The 16,051-nt window shown below is 72.4% G+C and carries 19 protein-coding genes; 11 read left to right on the forward strand and 8 right to left on the reverse strand.

Annotated features, from left to right (window positions below):
* Positions 1-28 precede the first annotated feature (28 nt).
* Positions 29-1,738, reverse strand: a complete 1,710-nt coding sequence (locus QRX60_RS39845; RefSeq protein ID WP_285996626.1) for an alkaline phosphatase family protein — start codon at positions 1,736-1,738, stop codon at positions 29-31.
* Between the two features lie 115 nt (positions 1,739-1,853).
* Entirely contained in the window at positions 1,854-2,249 is a 396-nt protein-coding gene (locus QRX60_RS39850; RefSeq protein WP_285996627.1) for a PPOX class F420-dependent oxidoreductase, read from the reverse strand.
* Between the two features lie 303 nt (positions 2,250-2,552).
* Between QRX60_RS39850 and QRX60_RS39855 the strand changes: the two genes are divergently transcribed.
* From QRX60_RS39855 to QRX60_RS39885, 7 genes are all read left to right on the forward strand, one after another.
* Positions 2,553-2,747, forward strand: coding sequence for an antitoxin (locus QRX60_RS39855; protein ID WP_284746680.1), 195 nt, complete (start codon positions 2,553-2,555; stop codon positions 2,745-2,747).
* A gap of 75 nt (positions 2,748-2,822) precedes the next feature.
* On the forward strand, positions 2,823-3,995 hold the full coding sequence (locus QRX60_RS39860; protein WP_285996628.1) for a VanZ family protein: 1,173 nt from the start codon (positions 2,823-2,825) through the stop codon (positions 3,993-3,995).
* Positions 3,996-4,096: 101 nt separating this feature from the next.
* The gene (locus QRX60_RS39865) at positions 4,097-4,483 is read left to right on the forward strand and encodes an STAS domain-containing protein (protein WP_285996629.1); all 387 of its coding nucleotides are present in this window, start codon (positions 4,097-4,099) and stop codon (positions 4,481-4,483) included.
* Positions 4,484-4,575: 92 nt separating this feature from the next.
* A complete protein-coding gene (locus QRX60_RS39870) occupies positions 4,576-4,971 on the forward strand; it encodes an ATP-binding protein (protein WP_285996630.1) in 396 nt (131 codons plus the stop codon).
* On the forward strand, positions 4,964-6,592 hold the full coding sequence (locus tag QRX60_RS39875; protein WP_285996631.1) for a PP2C family protein-serine/threonine phosphatase: 1,629 nt from the start codon (positions 4,964-4,966) through the stop codon (positions 6,590-6,592). The genes QRX60_RS39870 and QRX60_RS39875 overlap by 8 nt, the downstream gene beginning before the upstream one ends.
* Complete coding sequence (locus tag QRX60_RS39880; protein WP_285996632.1) at positions 6,589-7,659, forward strand: cobalamin B12-binding domain-containing protein; 1,071 nt, start codon at positions 6,589-6,591, stop codon at positions 7,657-7,659. The genes QRX60_RS39875 and QRX60_RS39880 overlap by 4 nt, the downstream gene beginning before the upstream one ends.
* On the forward strand, positions 7,656-8,009 hold the full coding sequence (locus tag QRX60_RS39885) for an STAS domain-containing protein (protein ID WP_285996633.1): 354 nt from the start codon (positions 7,656-7,658) through the stop codon (positions 8,007-8,009). The genes QRX60_RS39880 and QRX60_RS39885 overlap by 4 nt, the downstream gene beginning before the upstream one ends.
* A 105-nt stretch (positions 8,010-8,114) precedes the next feature.
* On the opposite strand, the gene QRX60_RS39890 is transcribed toward QRX60_RS39885, so the two are convergent.
* Positions 8,115-8,921, reverse strand: coding sequence for an MBL fold metallo-hydrolase (locus QRX60_RS39890; RefSeq protein WP_285996634.1), 807 nt, complete (start codon positions 8,919-8,921; stop codon positions 8,115-8,117).
* Positions 8,922-8,978: 57 nt separating this feature from the next.
* Here QRX60_RS39890 and QRX60_RS39895 point away from each other — a divergent pair, with 57 nt between their 5' ends.
* Positions 8,979-9,356 (forward strand): MerR family transcriptional regulator, encoded by a 378-nt coding sequence (locus QRX60_RS39895; RefSeq protein WP_285996635.1) that lies wholly within the window; start codon positions 8,979-8,981, stop codon positions 9,354-9,356.
* Here QRX60_RS39895 and QRX60_RS39900 read toward each other — a convergent pair.
* A complete protein-coding gene (locus QRX60_RS39900; protein ID WP_285996636.1) occupies positions 9,353-11,413 on the reverse strand; it encodes an MMPL family transporter in 2,061 nt (686 codons plus the stop codon). The two genes, QRX60_RS39895 and QRX60_RS39900, sit on opposite strands and share 4 nt — an antisense overlap.
* 74 nt (positions 11,414-11,487) lie before the next feature.
* On the opposite strand from QRX60_RS39900, the gene QRX60_RS39905 reads away from it, so the two are divergent.
* The 3 genes from QRX60_RS39905 to QRX60_RS39915 all read left to right on the forward strand — a co-directional run bounded on the left by QRX60_RS39905 (position 11,488) and on the right by QRX60_RS39915 (position 12,796).
* Positions 11,488-11,940 carry a MarR family winged helix-turn-helix transcriptional regulator gene (locus tag QRX60_RS39905; protein WP_285996637.1) on the forward strand — a complete coding sequence of 151 codons (453 nt, stop codon included), beginning with the start codon at positions 11,488-11,490 and terminating at the stop codon, positions 11,938-11,940.
* 123 nt (positions 11,941-12,063) lie between these two features.
* Positions 12,064-12,189, forward strand: coding sequence for a hypothetical protein (locus QRX60_RS39910; protein ID WP_285996638.1), 126 nt, complete (start codon positions 12,064-12,066; stop codon positions 12,187-12,189).
* 175 nt (positions 12,190-12,364) lie between these two features.
* A complete protein-coding gene (locus QRX60_RS39915; RefSeq protein WP_285996639.1) occupies positions 12,365-12,796 on the forward strand; it encodes a hypothetical protein in 432 nt (143 codons plus the stop codon).
* A gap of 66 nt (positions 12,797-12,862) precedes the next feature.
* Here QRX60_RS39915 and QRX60_RS39920 read toward each other — a convergent pair whose 3' ends face one another.
* The 4 genes from QRX60_RS39920 to QRX60_RS39935 all read right to left on the reverse strand — a co-directional run bounded on the left by QRX60_RS39920 (position 12,863) and on the right by QRX60_RS39935 (position 16,030).
* Entirely contained in the window at positions 12,863-13,489 is a 627-nt protein-coding gene (locus tag QRX60_RS39920; protein ID WP_286003799.1) for a DUF4360 domain-containing protein, read from the reverse strand.
* Between the two features lie 183 nt (positions 13,490-13,672).
* Entirely contained in the window at positions 13,673-14,536 is an 864-nt protein-coding gene (locus QRX60_RS39925; protein ID WP_285996640.1) for a spermidine synthase, read from the reverse strand.
* Complete coding sequence (gene speD, locus QRX60_RS39930) at positions 14,536-14,895, reverse strand: adenosylmethionine decarboxylase (protein WP_285996641.1); 360 nt, start codon at positions 14,893-14,895, stop codon at positions 14,536-14,538. Before speD ends, QRX60_RS39925 begins: the two co-directional genes overlap by 1 nt.
* Positions 14,888-16,030 carry a type III PLP-dependent enzyme gene (locus QRX60_RS39935; protein ID WP_285996642.1) on the reverse strand — a complete coding sequence of 381 codons (1,143 nt, stop codon included), beginning with the start codon at positions 16,028-16,030 and terminating at the stop codon, positions 14,888-14,890. Before QRX60_RS39935 ends, speD begins: the two co-directional genes overlap by 8 nt.
* Between the last annotated feature and the right edge of the window lie 21 nt (positions 16,031-16,051).

Consider the following 16,051-nt stretch of genomic DNA (forward strand, 5'->3'; position numbering starts at 1 on the left):
CGCCGGGCGTAGTGTCCACAAGGGACGGTCAGCGGGCGAACGCGGTCAGGAAACGGTCACGGAAGGAGTCCATCTTCCAGACCGGGGCCTGCGCGGCCGGGTGCAGGCCGTCGGTCCAGCCCCAGCCGGAGATCCGGTCCAGCACCTTCGGGTCCTTCGCCACGATCGTGATCGGCACGTCGTGTACCGCACCCTGCGGCGTGACGACCGGCGGCTGGTGGTCGCCGAGGAACACCAGCACCAGGTTGTCGTCGCCGTAGTGCTGGACGAACGAGATGAGCGTCTTGAGCGAGTAGTCGGTGGCGTCGCGGTAGGCCTCGCGGATCTTCTCCGGGTCCTTCCAGACCGACTCCGGCGCCTCCCCCGCACCCGGCTGGGGCGCGAAGATCGAGCCGTCCCCGACCTGGTTCCAGTCCACCAGCCAGGGCCGCGGCGACCACGGCGCGTGGCTGGAGACCAGATCCACCTCGGCCATCACCGGCTTCTGCGCGCTCTTCGCGAGCTCGTTGCGCTGCAGCATCGAGAACGTGTACTGGTCCGGCATCGTGGCGTAGGCGAACCCGGGCCCCTGGTAGCCGATGTTCCGGAAGTCGTAGTAGGCGTCCGGGTGGTAGAACCGCCGGCCCTCCGGCCAGTCCTTCGTGTGCGCGGGGACGTCCCAGACCGTCTTCCAGCCCGCCTTCTGGAACGCGCCGCCGAGGGTCAGCCGGTCGCTGTCGAGGAGGTTGTTGTACCGCTGCTGGTTGTCGATCCACATGCCGGACTCGACGGTGGAGTGCGCGAGCCAGCTGCCGCCGCCGAACGTCGAGGACGAGAGGAACGCGCTCTTCGCGCCGATCCCGGCCGCGCGCAGCTGTGCGGTGCCCGCGTCGAGCGTCGCGCCGATCTTCGGCGCGAACTCCGGGTCGTCGAGGGCGACGCGGCCGTAGCTCTCCACGAACGTCAGCACGACGTTCTTGCCGCGCAGCCCGTTCAGCAGCTGGTCACCCGGGGTGGCGCGGAACGCGTCCTCGGCGGCCAGCTCGCCGAACGGCCGTTGTTCCCGCAGGTCCGTGCTCACCTGGCGCAGGTCGTCGTAGGCCAGGGCGGCGGCGTTCTGCGCCGCGACCGGCTGGCCCGGCGCGATCTCGACGCCGAACAGCGAGCAGACGATCCAGATCACGCCGAGCACGGCCACCACCCGCGTCGCACCGGTCCGCCGTCCGGCCGCGATCCGGGTCAGGCGCAGCATCGCGAGCACCATGAAGACGACGACGGCGATCGCGAGCACCACGGCGCCGGCCAGCACGGCGTACGTGCCCGCGTCGCCGATCTCGCCGGCGAGGAAGTCGACGCCCGCGGAGAAGAAGCTCCAGTCGTAAACCGGGTCGAACGGCTTCTCGAGCGTCGCGTAGAAGCCGGTGTCGAGCGCCTTCATCAGGGTGAGCAGCCCGAGCCCCAGCCCGACCAGCACGGCGACGACGCGGCGTGCCCGCGGCGGCAGGACCAGCACGAACGCGGCGACGATCAGGCCTTCCACCGGAACGCGGACCAGTGCTGCCGGCGAGAACGAGTTGAGGTCGTCCGGCGCGAGGAGCGCGAACAGCACCAGCAGCGTGGCCAGGACGGTGAGCACCACGCCCGCGACGGCGTGCCGCCGGGCGGGCCGGGGCAGCCCGAAGTCGGGCAGGGGTGCACCTCCGTCCGGGGTGCGGCGGCGGGCACGCCGCAGCAGCGGCAGACCGGTGGTTCCCATCATGGCGCGGCCTCACATCACGGTTCACGGGTCGACCGCCTGGCCCCTGCGGCGGGGACGGCGGCCCTCACCGCATATACGGATCGTGGCGGCGCGTGGTTCACGCACCGTCGTGCCGTCAGGCCGCGGGTGGCCAGAGGTACACCTTTTCCGGGACGATCCGGACGATCAGCCGCCGCGCCCCCGGCTCCGGCGGCGGTGTCTTCCCGCCCATGTACCGGTCGTACATTTCGTGCAGCAGCACCTTTTCCGGGTCGTCGGCGACCTCGACCCGGCCCCGGATCTCCACGTACCGGCCGGGGTTGCTCGAAACCAGCAGGCTCACCCGCGGGTCGCGTCGCATGTTCCGCGTCTTCAGCCGGCCCTCGATCGTGCTGAACACCACGGTGTCGCCATCGCGCTTCACGAAGATCACCGACGACTGCGGCCGGCCGTCGGCGTTCGCGGTGGCGATCACCGCCGTGTGCGGGCCGTCGAGCACTTCGCGGGCGGCGTCGGTCAGGGGCACGGTCATCGGGAGGTCCTTTCGGAAAGCCATTCGGGGAAGGTCAGCAGCCGGGGTGGCGCCGACGACGGCGATCACCTGTTTCCCGTTTCCGGCAATGCTCATGTCCGTACCGACCCGCCCCGGCCGCAAAAGGAATCGGACGCTACCCGAACTCCCCGGTTCCAAACGCGGGTGCGGAGCTTTCACCCGGGAAAGGGGCAGTAATACCCACGACAGGTGAGTGCATACGGCCGTTCGGTTGCGGGCCGGTTGCGCCGGTGTTCTCCTCGGGAGGTCCGAAGATCGGATTCCTATTGGAGGCCTGAAGCGATGAATCTGTTCGACAAGGCGAAGGAAGCGCTCGGGAACAACCCGGACAAGGCCGACCAGGGTGTGGACAAGGCCGCCGAAGCCGCCAAGCAGCGGTTCGGCGACCACGCCGACAAGATCGACCAGGGCTCGGACAAGGTGAAGGACTTCCTGCACAAGCAGGGCGGCGGCCAGCAGGACGCGCCCCCGCAGTGAGTCCCGGCCGGTGATCGCCCAGCCGTCCGGGGGAAGCACGCTTCGCTCCCCGCTCGGCTGGGTACCACCGGCTCCGTGGTCGCCACCTACCTCGTCCCCGTCCGGACCGCCCTCATCCTCTTCCCGTTCCTCGTGCTGGCCGTCATGCTCCCGGCCGCCTTCGTCAGCTACCGCCGGCGGGGCCGCGCCGGCGGATGGCCGACGTTCGTCTTCTACGCGTTCCTGTTCTACCTGCTGGCGATCGCCACGCAGACGGTGCTGCCGCTGCCCGCCGACCCGGCGTACTGCGCGGGGCACACCTACGCGAGTTCTCCGCAGCTGCGGCCCTTCTACTTCGTCGAGGTGGTTTCGCAGCGCGCCCGCGGGCACTGGAGCCCCGGTGCGCTGCTGCACAACCCGGCGGTGTGGACCACCGCGCTCAACGTCGTGATGCTCGCACCGCTCGGGTTCTACGTCCGGTACGCGCAGCGGATGCGGCTCGTGCCCACGGCGCTGATCGGCTTCGGCGTGTCGCTGTTCTTCGAACTGACGCAGCTGACCGGCCTGTGGTTCGTCTACCCGTGCCCGTACCGGCTGTTCAGCGTCGACGACCTGATCCTCAACACCGCGGGCGTCGTCGTGGGCTGGCTGGTGGCCGGCCCGCTCGGCCGGCTGCTGCCTTCGCCGGAGCCGGAGCACGACCGCCGCCGCTACGCCGAGAAGGTCACGTTCACCCGGCGGCTGTTCGCGCTGGCCACCGACCTGCTCGGGTTCGCCGCGCTGCTCGGCTTCCTGTTCGGCCTGCTGACGCTGTTCGGCGAGGACCTGAAGCACCGCGACACGCCGGTCGTGATCCTCGCGCTCGTCTGGTTCGTGGTGCTGCCCGCGGTCACCGGTTCGACGCCCGGGAAGCGGGCGATGCTGCTGCGCGTCGTGCGGCGGGGCCGCCGCCGGGCCGGGCCGATCGCGCTACTGGTCCGCAACGGCGTCCTGCTCTCGCCGCTGTGGCTCGCCTGGCTGCTGCTGGACCTGGACCACTGGGACCTCGGCAGGCACCCCGAGCAGCTGCTGCTGCCGGTCGCGCTGGCCGCGGCGGTGTTCGTCGTGGGCGTCTGGACGCCGCTGGCGGTGCTGCTCGACGGCGAGCACCGGGCGCCCTACGAACGGCTGACCCGGACGGTCAACGTCGCCATCGTGCCCCCGGCCGCCCCGGTGCCCGAACCGGCGGCCGAACCCGCCCGCCCGAAGGAAGTCCTTAAAGGACGGTGACGGGACACCGTGCTGCCCGGGACCGGTGGCGCTGGTAGATTGCCTCCGGAGCAGGTTGAGCCGCCAGCCCGCGCCCCGATCCCCCATCCTGGAGCCTGTGCATGACCACCGATGCAGTGCGGCCCCGGCAGCGGTTCTCCGGTGACGGCTGGTCCCTCGATCTCCGCGAAGACGGCGACCTCGAGAGCTACGCCCTGCGTGGCGAGTTCGACTTCGCGGTCTCGCCGAAGCTCGCCGAACTGCTCCCGGCCGATCCCGGCGCCCGCCGCATCGTGCTCGACATGACCGAGGTCGAGTACTGCGACTCCAGCTGCCTGCAGGTCCTGCTGCGGCTGAGCGGCCGGCTGCGCGAAGCCGGCGGCCGGCTGGCCGTCGTCACGACCGTGCCCGCCGTGGTCCGGCCGATCGAGCTGCTCGGCCTCGGCGACGTCATGCCGCTGCACCCGGACATCGGCGCGGTGCGCGCCTCCTGGGGCGAAGAAACATGACGGCCTCCGACACCCGGGTGGGCGGAACCGGATCCGGGCATGAGCAAGGAGACGGCTTCTCCCCGGGGCCCGGCACGGCGAAGGAGGCCGACGTGAACCTGCGAGCGATCCGGCACGAACTCGGCATCACCGCCGAGCTCACCGAGCTGGCCAAGGTCCGCCACTGGGTCCGCACGGTCCTGCGCGGACTGCCGGCCAACGTCGTCAGCACCGCGGTCATGGTGGTGGACGAGCTGACGTCCAACGCGCTGCGCCACGGCCGCGCGCCCTACCACGTGCGCCTGCTGACCGGCGCCGCCAAGCTGCGGATCGAGGTCGACGACGGCGGGGGCGAGCCGGCCCGCCGCCGGATGCCGTCCGACCAGGGCGGCCGCGGGCTCCTGCTGGTGGAGCGCTGCGCGGCGGCCTGGGGCCAGCTGCGCCGGCCCAGCGGCAAGACGCTGTGGGCCGAGCTGGCCACCGACGACCCGGCGGGCGCCCATGGCTGATCCGGTGCGCACCGCGGCGAGGGTCCCCGACACCGGCGACCGGGGCTGGGCCGCCGCGCCCATGGCAGCCCTCTGCGCCGACGCCGACGGCGTGGTCCTCGCGCTCAACGAAGCCGCCCGCACGCTCTTCCCCGCGGCCGGGCCCGGCCGCCGCCTGTCGGACACGGTGGCGGACTGGCTGGCCGGTGCGCACGACCGCCGGGCGGGCGAGGTCGTCCGCGGCGAGGCCGGCGAGCGGGCTTTCGCGGCCCACCCGATCCCGCACGGCGAGGCCGTGACGTGGTGGCTCGTCGACGAGACCGACGCCCGCGTGGCCCAGGACGCCCTGGTCCGGGAGCAGGAGCGGACCGCGTTCCTCAGCGACGCCTCCGCCGCGCTGCTGGGTTCGCTCAACCTCGAGCGCTGCATGGAGGTCGCCGCCCGGCTCGCCGCGCAGCACCTCGCGGACGCCGCCCTGGTCCTGGCGCCCACCACGGGCGGGACCTACCCCGCCGTCTCCTGCGTGCGCGGCGAGGAGCCGACGCGGTCCCGGCTGGAGATCGACCCGGACGACCTGCCCGGGCTCGGCGAGGCGCTGCAGGGTTTCCCGCCGGTGCCCTCGCGCTGGCTCGACCCGGACGCGGCGCCCGGCTGGGTGCTGCCCGCGGGCTTCGGCCCGGTCGGTTCGATCGTCGTCACGCCCCTGCCCGGCCACGGCGTCCCCGCCGGTGCCCTGGTCCTGCTCCGCCGCGGCGACCGGGCCTCCTTCACCGACCAGGAAGAACTCTTCGCGCGGCTGTTCGCGGCACGGGCCGGCGCGGCGATGTCGGCGGCGCGCGTGTTCGCGCAGCAGGCGTCGATCACCGACACACTGATGCGCGAGCTGCTCCCACCCAGCCTCGAACAGCTCGGCGGCGTCGAGTTCGCCGGCCGCTACCGCCCGGCCCGCGACGGCGAGCGGATCGGCGGCGACTTCTACGACGTGCACTCGGCGATCAGCACCGAGGGCGACGAGTCGCTGGCCGTGCTCGGCGACGTCTGCGGCAAGGGCCTCGACGCGGCCGTGCTGACCGGGAAGATCCGCACCACGCTGCGCGCGCTGCTGCCGATGGCGGGTGACCACCACCGGCTGCTGAGCCTGCTGAACCGCACGCTCGCCGACAGCCGGGACGCCCGCTTCGTCACGCTCGTGCTGGCCTCGGCCCGCCGCGAAGGCGCCACCGTGCGGCTGCGGGTCACCTGCGCGGGGCATCCGCCGCCCCTGGTCGTCCGGGCCGACGGCCGGGTCGAGGAGGCCGACACCCACGGCAGCCTGATCGGCGTGCTGCCGGAGATCGAGTCGGCCGGCGCGGACATCACGCTCGACCCGGGCGAGACGTGCCTGCTCTACACCGACGGGATCATCGAAGCGCGGGGCGGCCCGCTCGGGGACGCGATGTTCGGCGAGGACCGGCTCCGGCAGTCGCTGGCCGAGTGCGCGAACATGCCGGCCGACGCCGTGGTCGAGCGGATCCAGATGCTCGCGTCGCAGTGGATCGGCCGCGGCGCCCACGACGACATGGCCGTGCTGGCGATCACCGCGCCGCGCGGCCAGCACCTGGCCGCGGTCGGCGGCCACGGCCGCGGGAGGTACACGGCATGAGCACCCCCACCCGCACGCCCGGGGTGGCCGAGCACGCGGAACGGCTCTGGGCCGCCGTCACGACCGGCGACGAGTACGCCGCCGGCGACGTCGTCGTCCAGGCGCTCGCCGACGGGGCCGACCCGGAGAGCCTGCTGCTCGACGTGATCGGCGCGGTCCAGCGCAAGGTCGGGCAGGAGTGGGCGGCCAACCGCCTCACCGTCGCGCAGGAACACGCGGCGACCGCGATCAACGACCGCGTCATCGCGACCTTCGGGTACGTGCTGAAGCGACCGGAACCGCACCTCGGCCGGGTCACCGTCGCCTGCGTCGACGGCGAGTGGCATGCGATGCCCGCCCGGCTGCTGGCCGAGGTGCTGCGGCTGCGCGGCTTCCAGGTCGACTACCTCGGCGCACAGGTACCCGCCCCGCACCTGGTCGCCCACCTGCACCGCACCGGGCCGGACGCCGTCGCGCTGTCCGGGTCGATCGCCACCCGGCTGCCGACCGCGCACGCCACGATCACCGCGTGTCAGGCCGCCGCGACGCCGGTCATCGCCGGCGGCGCCGCGTTCGGCCCCGACGGCCGGTACGCCCGGCTGCTCGGCGCCGAGGCGTGGGCGCCGGACGCGCGCTCGGCCGCCGACCGGCTGGCCGAACCGCTCCCCCGCCCGCACGCCGGGCACCAGCCGCTCGACGACCTGCCGCACCTGGCCGACCAGGAGTACACGCTGGTCACGCGCAGCTCCGGCCGGCTCGTCAAGTCCGTGCTGGCCGGCTTGGAGGAGCGCATCCCGGCCATGCGGACCTACACCGACCTGCAGCGCCAGCACACGGCCGAGGACCTCGCGCACATCGTCGAGTTCCTGGCGACCTCCCTGTATGTCGGCGACAGCGAGCTGTTCACCGGCTTCCTGACCTGGACCGCCGGGATCCTCACCGCGCGGGGCGTCCCGGCCGCGTCGCTCGTGCCCGCCCTCGACCTGCTCGAGGCGGAGCTGCGCGACTTCCCGCGGGCCACCGGGCTGCTCCGCGCCGCGCGCACGCACTTGGCGGATCCGGCCGCCGGATCGGGGCTGTCGGCATGACCAGCGGGTTGACCTGCACCTGGACCGCGACGGACGGCGCGACGGCGCGCGTCGCGATCGCCGGCGAGCTCGAGTTCGCCACGGCCCGGCTGCTGCTGCACCTGGTCACCGACCGGCTGGCCGACCACCCGGGGGTGCGGGACGTGCGGCTCGACTGCGGCGGGATCGCCTTCTGCGACTCCTCCGGGTTGTCCACCCTGCTGCTGGTCCACCGGGCGGTCACCGGCGCGGGTTCGCGGTTGTACCTGGACAACCGGCCGCCCGCGCTCGACCGCCTGCTGGCTCTCACCGGGACGACGACGTACCTGACCGGCGAGTCAGCGGACTCCCGCGCCCGGCGCGACTCCTAGCGCCGGCCCGGCGGGGTCACCTGCCGCGCCCGAATGTCGTGAATGACTCATTCATGTCCTCGGATGAGGTGAATGAGTCATTCACGGCACCGGCCGGCCGACGGCTCACGCGCCCGCCGCGACTCCTAGGCGGTCCAGTTCCCACGGGTCGTGGGCGCTGAAGATCGTCACCTCGTCGCCGTGCCGCCGCGCCAGTTCGCGCAGCCGGGCCTGCGTGCCCAGGCGCAGGTCGTGGTGCACTTCCGAACGGGTCTGCACGATGTCCAGCACGGGGTGCGGCTCCGGGTCGGCCACCAGCTCGCGGTGGTAGTAGTACGCGTCTCCGCAGTGCAGCAGCCAGCGCGTGCCGTCGTGCACCGCGACCCCGGCGTGGCCCGCGGTGTGCCCACCGAGCGGGACGAGCCGGATGTTCGCCGAAAGACCCGTCAGTGGCACCGACGCGAAGCCGAACCAGTCGTCGCCGGAGGGCGGCTCGTAGGTCTCCCATTCCGGGCCGTGCGCCCAGTGTGCAGGCCGGTAGCGGAAGCTCGGCGCCTCGGCGAGCGCCGCGTCCAGCTCCGCGGCGAGCACGTGGACCCGCGCGTGCGGGAAGTCGGGCAGGCCGCCGCAGTGGTCGACGTCGAGGTGGGTGACGACGACGTGCCGCACGTCTTCGGGCGCGAAGCCGAGCCGGGCGACCTGCCGGACGGCGGTCTCGTCTTCGGCCAGCAACGGCTGGGCCATGGTGACCCAGTCGCCGCCCAGGGTGCCGGTGGGGTCACGGATGTCGTCGAGGCCGAGACCGGTTTCGACGAGCACGAGGCCGTCGTGCTCGGTCTCGGCGAGCAGGCAGTGGTTGACCGCGTGCGCGGTGGGCAGTCCGGGGGCTTCGACCTGCCGCACGGACCCGCAGTTGAGGTGGTGGATCTTCATGCCGTCATCGTCCGACTTGAACTACGCTTCAAGTCAAGCTCTCGCCTGGAGGTCGCGATGACCCTGCTCGACATCGCCGAGGTCGCCGAGAAATCCGGCCTGGCGCCCTCGGCACTGCGGTTCTACGAGAAGCGCGGGCTCGTCGAACCGGCCGGCCGCAACGGCCTGCGCCGCACGTACCACCCGGACGTCCTGCGCCGGCTCGACCTCGTGGCCTGCGCCCGCGGCGCCGGGTTCACGATCGCGGAGATCGCCCGGTTCCTCGTGGCGACGCCGAGCGACGACGCGCTGCGCGAGCGGATGGCGGTCAAGGCGACCGAGCTCGACGACACCATCGACCGGCTCACCCGCATGCGCGACAGCCTCCGCCACGCCGCGACCTGCGACCACGTGCCGCTGGTCGAGTGTCCCGGCTTCAAGGCGGCGATCGGCTAGCTCTTCCTGGCGAGCGCGGACGGCCACCAGATGCGCCGCCCGACGTCGACGGTCAGCGCGGGCACCAGCAGCGACCGCACCAGGAAGGTGTCCAGCAGGACGCCGAACGCGACGATGAACGCGATCTGGGCGAGGAACAGGATCGGGATCACCGCGAGCGCGGAGAACGTCGCGGCGAGCACCACGCCGGCCGAGGTGATCACCCCGCCGGTCAGCGAGAGCCCGCGCAGCGTGCCCTCGCGCGTGCCGCGGGCCAGCGCCTCCTCCCGGACCCGTGTCATCAGGAAGATGTTGTAGTCGATCCCGAGTGCCACCAGGAAGACGAACCCGAACAGCGGCACGACCGGGTCCGCGCCCGGGAAGTCCAGGATGTGGTTGAACACCAGCGCGGACACGCCCATCGTCGCCGCGAAGGAGAGCACCACCGTCGCGATCAGCAGCAGCGGCGCGAGCAGCGAGCGCAGCAGCAGGGCCAGCACGAGGAAGATCACCAGCAGCACGATCGGGATGATCAGCGCGCGGTCGTGCTTCGACGTCTGCTGCGTGTCGAGCTGGATCGCCGTCGGGCCGCCGACTTTCGCGTCCGCGCCGGGGATCGCGTGCACGGCGTCGCGCAGCTTGCCGACCGTCGCGACCGCCGCCTCGGAGTCCGCCGGATCGTTCAGCACGGAGAGGATCTGCACGCGGCCGTTCACGACCTTGGGCTGTCCGTCCGGGCCGGGCAGCGGGAACGACTTCGCCACTCCGTCCATTGTGGATGCCTTCAGCACGGCGGGCAGCGCGCCGGCGTCGGCGATCGTGATCGCGGGCGCGCCGAGCCCGCCCGGGAAGTGCCGGCCGAGGACCTCCTGCCCGGTCCCGGACTCGACCTGGGTGAGGAAGACGTCGGACTGCGCGGTGCCGGACGCCTTGAGCTGCGGCAGGAACGCGACGCCGACGCCGAGCACCAGCGCCGTCACCACCCAGACCGTGCGCGGCCGGCGGCCGACCAGGCGCGCCACCCGGCCCCAGATCCCCGCGGTCTCCGGGTGCGGCGAGCCGAGCGCCGGCTTGAACGGCCAGAACGCGCCGCGGCCGCAGAGGGCCAGCACGGCGGGCAGGAATGTGGTGGACGCCAGCAGCGCGGCGCCGATGCCGATCGCCGCCACCGGGCCGAGGCCCTTGTTCGAGTTCAGGTCGCTGAACAGCAGGCACAGCACGCCGAGGACGACGGTGCCCGCCGAGGCGGCGATCGGTTCGAGCGTCGCGCGCCAGGCGAGCTTCAGCGCCTCGAAGCGGCTGGGCGTGTCACGGAGCTGTTCCCGGAACCGCGCGACGGTCAGCAGCGCGTAGTCGGTCGCCGCGCCGAACACGAGGATCGAGAGGATGCCCTGGCTCTGGCCGTTGAGCGCGAGGACGTCGTTCTTGGCCAGCAGGTAGACGACGAGACTGGCGAGCCCGAGCGCGAACACCGCCGAGAGCAGCACCAGGAACGGCAGCAGCGGGCTGCGGTAGACCGCGATGAGGATCAGCGCGACGACCCCGCCGGCGACGAGCAGCAGGATGCCGTCGATGCCGCCGAACGCCTTCACCAGGTCGGCGATCTGCCCGGCCGGCCCGGTGACCAGCACGGTGAGCCCGGCCGGGGCGCCCTCGAGGTGCGCGCGGACCTCCTTGACGACGTCGGCGGGGTTGCCGTCGGCGAAGATCGGCACGGACAGTTGCACGGCCTGGTCGTCCCGCGGGGCCTGCTCCGGCTTGCCGAGCGGGCCGACGACGCCGGGGATGCCGCCCAGTTCCCGGGCCTTGGCGTCGAGGAACCGGCGGTCGTCGGCGGTCAGGCCGGTGGTGCGCTCGGCGACGACCGTCGCGGGCAGCACCTGGCGCGGGGTGAAGGCCTTCTGCTCGTCGGAGACCTCGGTGGCTTCGGCCGAGCGCGGCAGGAAGGCGGCGTTGTCGTTCTTCGCGACTTCGCTGAGCTTGCCGGCGAACGGCCCGCCGAACCCGCCCAGCCCGAGCCAGGCGATCACCAGGAGGGCGGGGATCAACCAGCGGAGGCGGCGCGGCTTCTCGTTCATGGTCGCTAAGGTCCTTTCGAGGGCGAACACGCCCAATTGTTCAGCACGCTGAACATTCTGCACGACGACCCGGAGTGACGGTGACCACAACCCCCGAACCCGACCTGAGCACGTGGCCCACGGGCCGCCTGCTGGCCGTGGCGGCGCGCCTGGTGGAGCACCGCTGGGCGGCGGTGCTCGACGGCATGGGGCTCACCCACGCGGGGCTGATCGCGCTGCACACGCTGCGCGACGGGCCGCTCCCCCAGCGGACGCTGGCCCAGCGCTGCCAGGTGACCGACCAGACGATGAGCCGCACCCTCGACCGGCTCGCCAAGGCGGGGTTCGTCGCCCGGGCGCCGGACCCGGCCGACGGGCGCCGGCACCTGACCCGGTTGACGCCGTCCGGCCGGGCGGTCCACGAACGGGCGGTGCGAGCCGAGCCCGCGTTGCTCGGCGTGCTCGGCGAGGACGACGCGTTCCGCGCCGGACTGCTGGACGTGATCACCCGGCTGTCCGCGGCGGATCGAGACCAACCGGTGACCTGAGCAGCCTCGCCCAGGCAGACGGGCGTTCACGACGTTCCGGCGGCCGCCGGAACCCGCCACCGCGGTCACCGCGGCGATTCATCTCCCGCGGGCCTGGGTAGGTCTTCTTCCATGTGGATCGCGGTGAGCACCCCAGTGGCCCTCCTGATCGCTACCGTCCTGATGGAGCGGTTCGAGCGACGATGCACGCTGGCCCCGACCGCGAAGGGCGAGCCGGCCGAACTGCCGGCGTCGGGCGCGCTCGACTAGCGCGCCACCCCTTTCGTCCCTTGTGGACGGTCGAGCGGCATCCCCTCCGGCGCCGCCGCTCGGCACTCCCGACCGTGATCCACGTCTCATTCCCCTTCGTCGAGAACCTCGGGCCCGCTCCGCGGCGACTGACGAAGCAGATCCGGCGAACTCCGGGTCAAGGGAGGAGAACACCATGCGCAGCAAGACCACCCGCACGGTGACCGGCCTGGCCGTCGCGGCCGGGCTCGTCACGGCGGTGAGCATCGGGATCGCCGGCGGCGCGTCGGCGGATTCGGGGACCACGGAGGGGACCATGACCAACGCGAACCACCAGGAGCCGCCCGAGGGAGCCCGGGCCACCGTGCAGGTGAGCCCGAACCCGACGTCGCAGCGCGGCCAGGAAGTGACCATCACGGGCACCTGCGGTGGCGGCACCGGGCTCAAGTCCGTGCTCGGCGGCTTCCCGGAGCACCCGGCACTGGAGAACATCCGGATCATCGACGCCGGACCGGACCACTTCGTCGCCAAGGCGACCGTGTCGCAGCACATCGGCAACGGCGTCGGGCCGGTCTTCGTCGACTGCGGCGGCGAAGCCGGAGTGACACTTCTGGTCACGCACGTCTGACGCGAACGAGCCCGCTCACCGGGAGACGTTCCGGCGAGCGGGCCATCCGGGTAATTCCCGCCGAATTCAGCAGGTCTTCCACGCGAAGTGGTAAATCGTGTCGACACTCGCGTGTTCGGAATCCATTTCGATGTAGGTCGTCCCGGAGGAGGTCCCCGCGTCCGCCCGCAGTTCCGCATTGATGTTCAGGTTGCGGTCCTCGCCGCACGGGGCGAACACCAGCGCCGCGACGTCGGTGGTGTCCGTCGCGCGCCACACGCCGTGGAACGGGCCCGGGTACGTGTGCCGGACCCGGGCGGTCGGTGACGTCCCGGCGAAGTAGTAGTTGGCCTGCTCGAGCGCACTCGCCCCGCTCTCGATGTGCGCGTAGCCGCGGTACTCCGCCTCGGCGATCGCGTACGTGAACCCTTGCGGCACATGGACGAGCACGTTGATCTGACAGTTCTTCCGGGCGTCGAGCGCGGACGCGCCACCGCCGGCCTTGGCGGTGAAGTTCGTGTAGTGCACCGTGAACGACGTGTTGTCGGACGCGACGTCGGCCGACGCCGTGGCGGTGCCGGCTGGGCACCCGGACCCGTTGATGGTCTTGATGTCGAGCGTGATCTTTTCGGTCGGAGCCGATGCCGCCGCGGAATCGACGGGTGCGGCGAGGGCGGACAGAATCATTCCGGCTACGACCAACATACCGAGCATGACGCTCCTCCAAATGGGCCACAGTGCCTTTTTGATCACGATGATCGCGCGCGGAACGGATCGTAGCGCGATCGCAACCTTTTCGACGGCCACTGAACGGAGTAACACGACAACCCGGAGTGCGGGAAATCCATTTCCCGCACTTTCACCTTTGCGCGGTCACAATATTCGGAAAATCCACGGTCACCTCTGGTCTGGACCAGTATCGTGCCGGAGCGAATACGGCGGTGTCGCGCCGCCGAGCAACGTTTCGGCGTCGAGTGTCACCGCGCCGCTCCCCCGCGCCGCGAACCGCCGCGCCACCAGCGCGCCCGGCTCGTCGACACGGTCCACGCGGCCGGAGAGGAAGGCCCACTCGTGCTCGTCGGAGCCGAAGTACAGCACCGTCCCGAACGCCTCGCGGAACCGCCGCCACGACGCGAGCAGCGTCTCGTTGCGCCACAGCGTCGGGCAGCCCGCCTGGCAGGTCACCACTCCGCCCGGAGCCAGGAGTCTCGCGCACCGGACGAGGAAGTCCTTGCCGTACAAACGGTTGTGCTGCGCGTCGGCGTCGGTGTTCTCGTCCGGCAGGTCGATCACGACCACGTCGTAGGTGTCGCCCCGGGCTTCGGCCGCGGCCAGGAAAGCCCAGCCGTCCTCGAAGGACACGCGGACCGGCCCGTCGCCGGGCGCGAGGTCCTCGGTCGCGTAGCCGTAGGGCAGGTGCTCGGCGCAGGCCCGTACCGCCTGCTCGTCGATGTCGACGTGGTCGACGTGCGAAGCCCCGGCGGCCACCGCCAGCTGGGAGGCGACGCCCTCGCTCGATCCGATGATCAGCACCCGCCGCACCTGCTCGGCCAGCAGCAGCGCGGGCACCATCAACGCCTCGTGGTAGACCAGCTGGCTCGCTTCGGTGCTCTGGCGCTCCCCGTCGCAGAACAGCGAAATCCCCTGCGCGGTCTTCCCGATCAGCACCTCCTGGTACGGCGTGCGCGCGCTGAACAGGACGTCGTCGACCTCCCAGACGCGGGTGAGGCCGGCGCCGACCGGTTCGTGGATCGTGGGCATCAGCGTTCTCCCCGGTGCAGGACGGACAGGCGGACCGAAGCGGCGTCCAGCGACTTCGCCAGCAACCGCAGCGCGTGCTCGGGGTCGGCGCGCTCGCCGCAGGTGAACACGTCGGCGAACAGCGACCCGTGCTCGGGGTAGGTGTGCACGGACGCGTGCGACTCGGCCAGCAGCGCGATCACCGTGGCGCCCTGGGGCGCGAACCGCTTGGCCACGACGTCGACGACCGTCGCGCCCGCCTCCGTCACCGCCGCCCGCAGCAGCTCCCCCAGCCGCGCGGCGTCGTCGAGCAGGCCCGGGTCGATGCCGTGCAGCTCGGCCAGCACGTGGCGCCCGGCGAACCGGCCGACCTCAGGCATCGCCCCACCTCCCGACGCAGTAGGTGCGCAGCGGCTCGATGCCGTTGAACCCGACCGACGCGTAGCTCGCCGTGTAGGCCCCGGTCCCCGGCAGGTCGAGCCGGTCGCCGGTCGTCAGCGAGAGCGGTAGCTCGTAGGGCGTCCGCTGGTAGAGGACGTCGTCGCCATCGCAGGTCGGCCCGGCGAGCACCACCGGCCCGGCGGGGCCGTCGTGCCCCCCGACCGGCTCGAACCGGTAGGCGATCGCCTCGTTCTCGGCCTCGGCCAGCCCGTTGTAGCGGCCGATGTCGAGGTAGACCCAGCGCCGCTCGCCGCGGTGCGCGACCAGCACGACCTCGGTCCGCAGCCGGCCCGCGTCGGCGACGAGCACCCGGCCCGGCTCCAGCATCAGCTCGGGCCGGTCCCCGGGGAAGTACGTGTCGAGAGCCGTCGCGATCGTCGTCGCGTACGCGTCCAGCGACGGGACGCCGGCCCGGTGCGCGGTCGCGAACCCACCGCCGAGATTGAGCCGCGTCATCGCGACCCCCTGCGCCGCGGCTTCGGCGAACAGCTTCGCCGCCGTGGCGATCCCGATCTCCCACGCGGCGACGTCCGGCTGCTGCGACCCGACGTGGAACGCGATGCCCGGGCGCAACCCCAGCGCGGCCGCGCGCAGCACGAGGTCGAGCGCCTCGGCCGGTTCGCAGCCGAACTTCCGGCCGAACGGCGTGACCGAGTCCGGCGCGTCGAGCACCACGCGGATCGACACGGCCGAGCCCGGCGCGTGCCGGCCCAGGTGGTCGACGTCGGCGGGCGCGTCCGACGTGAACTCGCGGACCCCGCGCTCGAAGGCGAAGGCGATGTCACGAGGCTTCTTGACCGGGTTGCCGTAGGCGAGGTCCGCCGGGTCCGCGCCGCGCCCGAGGCACAGCGCGACCTCGGCGGGCCCGGCGACGTCGAAGCCGATCCCGGCCGCCACCAGCGCGTCGAGCACCGGGGGCGCCGGGTTGGCCTTGACTGCGTACCGGATCAGCGCGCCCGGGAACGCCGAGCGGACCTCGCGCGCCCGAGCCGCGACGGCGTCGGTGTCGACGACGAGGCACGGGGTCGGCGGGTCCCGTTCGTCGAGGAACCGGCGGATCGGGTCGGCGCACACGGCGCCAGTCTTGCAAACGGC

It is taken from the genome of Amycolatopsis mongoliensis (genome assembly GCF_030285665.1).
GTDB classification, from domain to species: domain Bacteria; phylum Actinomycetota; class Actinomycetes; order Mycobacteriales; family Pseudonocardiaceae; genus Amycolatopsis; species Amycolatopsis mongoliensis.

Coding starts and splice junctions, on each gene's coding strand:
- QRX60_RS39845 (WP_285996626.1), bottom strand. CDS start 1,738: ATGATGGGAACCACCGGTCTGCCGCTGCTGCGGCGTGCCCGCCGCCGC.
- QRX60_RS39850 (WP_285996627.1), bottom strand. CDS start 2,249: ATGACCGTGCCCCTGACCGACGCCGCCCGCGAAGTGCTCGACGGCCCG.
- QRX60_RS39855 (WP_284746680.1), top strand. CDS start 2,553: ATGAATCTGTTCGACAAGGCGAAGGAAGCGCTCGGGAACAACCCGGAC.
- QRX60_RS39865 (WP_285996629.1), top strand. CDS start 4,097: ATGACCACCGATGCAGTGCGGCCCCGGCAGCGGTTCTCCGGTGACGGC.
- QRX60_RS39875 (WP_285996631.1), top strand. CDS start 4,964: ATGGCTGATCCGGTGCGCACCGCGGCGAGGGTCCCCGACACCGGCGAC.
- QRX60_RS39880 (WP_285996632.1), top strand. CDS start 6,589: ATGAGCACCCCCACCCGCACGCCCGGGGTGGCCGAGCACGCGGAACGG.
- QRX60_RS39885 (WP_285996633.1), top strand. CDS start 7,656: ATGACCAGCGGGTTGACCTGCACCTGGACCGCGACGGACGGCGCGACG.
- QRX60_RS39890 (WP_285996634.1), bottom strand. CDS start 8,921: ATGAAGATCCACCACCTCAACTGCGGGTCCGTGCGGCAGGTCGAAGCC.
- QRX60_RS39895 (WP_285996635.1), top strand. CDS start 8,979: ATGACCCTGCTCGACATCGCCGAGGTCGCCGAGAAATCCGGCCTGGCG.
- QRX60_RS39900 (WP_285996636.1), bottom strand. CDS start 11,413: ATGAACGAGAAGCCGCGCCGCCTCCGCTGGTTGATCCCCGCCCTCCTG.
- QRX60_RS39915 (WP_285996639.1), top strand. CDS start 12,365: ATGCGCAGCAAGACCACCCGCACGGTGACCGGCCTGGCCGTCGCGGCC.
- QRX60_RS39920 (WP_286003799.1), bottom strand. CDS start 13,489: ATGCTCGGTATGTTGGTCGTAGCCGGAATGATTCTGTCCGCCCTCGCC.
- QRX60_RS39925 (WP_285996640.1), bottom strand. CDS start 14,536: ATGCCCACGATCCACGAACCGGTCGGCGCCGGCCTCACCCGCGTCTGG.
- speD (WP_285996641.1), bottom strand. CDS start 14,895: ATGCCTGAGGTCGGCCGGTTCGCCGGGCGCCACGTGCTGGCCGAGCTG.